The organism is Burkholderia singularis, from assembly GCF_900176645.1.
Lineage (GTDB): Bacteria > Pseudomonadota > Gammaproteobacteria > Burkholderiales > Burkholderiaceae > Burkholderia > Burkholderia singularis.
The window spans coordinates 1-2,744 of the sequence record NZ_FXAN01000002.1; the positions used below are offsets into that span (position 1 = coordinate 1).

General features: G+C 54.9%; 3 protein-coding genes. 2 read left to right on the top strand and 1 reads right to left on the bottom strand.

The window, feature by feature from the left end; all coding sequences use genetic code 11:
- On the top strand, positions 1-602 hold a 602-nt coding region (locus BSIN_RS00035), incomplete at its 5' end, for a plasmid partitioning protein RepB C-terminal domain-containing protein (RefSeq protein ID WP_305883043.1).
- Positions 599-1,498 (top strand): ParB/RepB/Spo0J family partition protein, encoded by a 900-nt coding sequence (locus tag BSIN_RS00040; RefSeq protein ID WP_089339120.1) that lies wholly within the window; start codon positions 599-601, stop codon positions 1,496-1,498. The genes BSIN_RS00035 and BSIN_RS00040, both read left to right, overlap by 4 nt.
- Positions 1,499-1,660: 162 nt before the next feature.
- On the opposite strand, the gene BSIN_RS00045 is transcribed toward BSIN_RS00040, so the two are convergent.
- Complete coding sequence (locus BSIN_RS00045) at positions 1,661-2,611, bottom strand: YagK/YfjJ domain-containing protein (RefSeq protein ID WP_256583455.1); 951 nt, start codon at positions 2,609-2,611, stop codon at positions 1,661-1,663.
- Positions 2,612-2,744: the final 133 nt, after the last annotated feature.

Here is a 2,744-nt window from a genome sequence, read left to right on the forward strand (position 1 = left end):
AGGACGGCGCCGCTACCGCGGCACCGTCAGATAAAAAACTGGGGAAAATTACTTCGACGAAAGTGGGGAGTATCTATCCGACGCTGACAATTGCCCGAAAAATTAACCTCGACGCCGACTACATCAGTAGCATCCTGCACCTGCTCAACAATGGCGAACAGCGTCTTGTACGTGCGGTCGAGAAACGTGTTGTCCCAATCTGGCTCGCCGTCGAAATCTCACGGGCATCGAGCGAAGACGTGCAGAAAGCGCTGCTCGAGGCCTACGAACAAGGCACGCTCAAGGGTGAACAACTTCTGCGCGTACGCAAACTGATTAGCAAGCGCGAGGCACTCGGGAAAGCATACTACTCGAAACCCAGTTCCGGCCGAGATGACAAGCCCACACCGCAGAAGCTATTGCGCATCTATAAGACGGAAGTACGGCGCCAGAGACTCAATATCCAGAAGGCGCGTATCCACGAAGAACGCCTACTGCTCATTACGTCCGCTATGCGGCACTTCCTGTCCGACGAACACTTCCGCACCCTACTGCGCGCCGAACAGATCAGCGATATTCCAGAAGTTATTGCACGACGCATTCCGACGGAGATGCTGCCATGAGCGCAATCAGACATGGGTTCGAGCCGACCATAATTGAGGTACCGCTCGACCATATTCACCCGCTGGTGCCCATCCGGGCGAAGGTGCTGGAAACACCGAAGTTTCGGACAATCGTCAGTTCAATCCGTGAACTGGGTGTGATCGAGCCACTGGCCGTTCATCCGTCACAGAAAGGGGAAGGCCATTACGATCTGCTCGACGGCCGCCTGCGGCTCGAAGCGCTGAAGCAGCTCGGACAAGGAAAGGCCCGCTGCATGGTTTCGCTCGACGATGAGGGATTCACGTTCAACCGTCAGATCACCCGCATCGCATCGGTTCAGGAACATCGCATGATCCGTGCCGCGCTTGCCAAAGGTGCCTCGGAAGAGCGTATTGCCCAAGTACTCGACATCGACGTGAAGCGTGTTCGCGAGAAAGCTCACCTGCTCGACGGCATTGCACCTGAGGCAGCCCGGCTCCTGAAGGATCGACAGGTGATCCCTGCCGTATTCGGGGTGCTACGCAAGATGAAGCCGTTTCGCCAGATCGAAGCCGCCGAGATGATGATTGCCGCGAACAAATTCACGAAGCCCTACGCGGAAATGATTCTCGTAACCACACGCGCCGATGCCCTCACCGACAAGGCCAAGCCAAAGAAGCGGGAAGAAATTTCGCCCGAGGACATTTCGCGCATGGAGGCCGAGATGGAACGCCTGCAACAAGACAGCATGGCAGTGGAAGACACCATCGGCGACACCATGTTATCGCTCGTCGTTGCGAAGGGGTTCATCGCTCGCTTGCTGCGCAACCAGAACATCCACGGTCATCTGAAGCGCTACCACGAAGACATGCTGTCCACCGTAGTGACAACAATCGAAGCGATCGCTTCAGACAATCGCGCATCCGAGCGAGAGTGATCTACTTTACCCCTTTGCCGAGGTACAGCGGACTGACACACTCAAACTAAAACTAGTATAACTAAATGGTCGCCAGGAGCTGATTACAACTCGCTGACGACCACGACGTCACATAGACCTGCCTAGCTACGTACCGCGCAAAGCCTCCATCGGTCCGTCAATTCAATCGTGATCGTTATCGACCTTAGTTGCGTTCGCATCGGTCATCTCTTGCGACGCGAGCGTGATCGATCCCAAGTCAGCACGAGGACGACCTGAAGACGCTTTCGTCGGCACCTGGCCCATGCCGAACGTACGAATACGATCAGCGCCCTTGATCATCAGGTATTGCTCCGATTTGGCGAGGTACACGAGGTTCTTGCGCAACGCTTCTCGCTTCTTGGTGTCGTTCCAGTTGATCTGACCGATACCAACCCCGTGACCACGCTTCTCGTAACTCTTCTTCAACTGAGCCCTGTTGCTGTTCCAGTAGTCGCCCTTCCCCTCCGTGACCACGTTGGCCCAATACTCACCGATCTGCTTGGCGATATGCTCGTCATGGTTGTGCTCTGCTGAATAGAACAGGATGACATGCAAATGCAAGCCCGTACCCTCTCCTTGCTCGATCGCCCACACGTAGTTCTTGATGCCTGACATCAGAGTATTAAACCGACGAGCGGCGAAGAAGCGATCACGATGCTGCTGGATCACTTCTGGCGTAATCCAACGGCGAAACTGAGGCTTGTAGCGCAGCGTCAACGACAGCACCAACCAACGCGATCTACCGGTTTCTGCCGAGAACATCGCTTCTTCCAATGCCAGTACGTTTGTCCTGTTCTTCTCAGCGTTTGCTTCTCTCAGTCGTTCACGCTCCTTGAACTCACGTGAGTGACAACGCTCACGGATCTTCTCGATCAGCAGGTCGAACAGATCCATGCATCGCATGCCATCAGCTCGTACGACGTCACCCGGCTTATCGAAAGCAAAAGGATGCCGATCGTCGATCAAGCCCAGTTCCTTACAAACGTCGTAGAACACCTCTACGCGTGCCGTGTAGTGGTAGATGTCAGCGTAGCGCTCCAACCACTCGTTGACCAAGCGATAGTACCGTTTGCCGAAGTACAGCTCACGCATGCGCTTGATACCGCTGTATCGGGCGGTTTCCTCGATGAACGATCTGAGCTTGCCCCCGAAAAACGAATCCCTTGCTGAGCGTTTAAACTCAAGCAAGGAGAGTCAAGAAGATGAACAAGACGAAACGAGCGCG

Coding starts and splice junctions, on each gene's coding strand:
- BSIN_RS00045 (WP_256583455.1), bottom strand. CDS start 2,611: ATGCGTGAGCTGTACTTCGGCAAACGGTACTATCGCTTGGTCAACGAG.
- BSIN_RS00040 (WP_089339120.1), top strand. CDS start 599: ATGAGCGCAATCAGACATGGGTTCGAGCCGACCATAATTGAGGTACCG.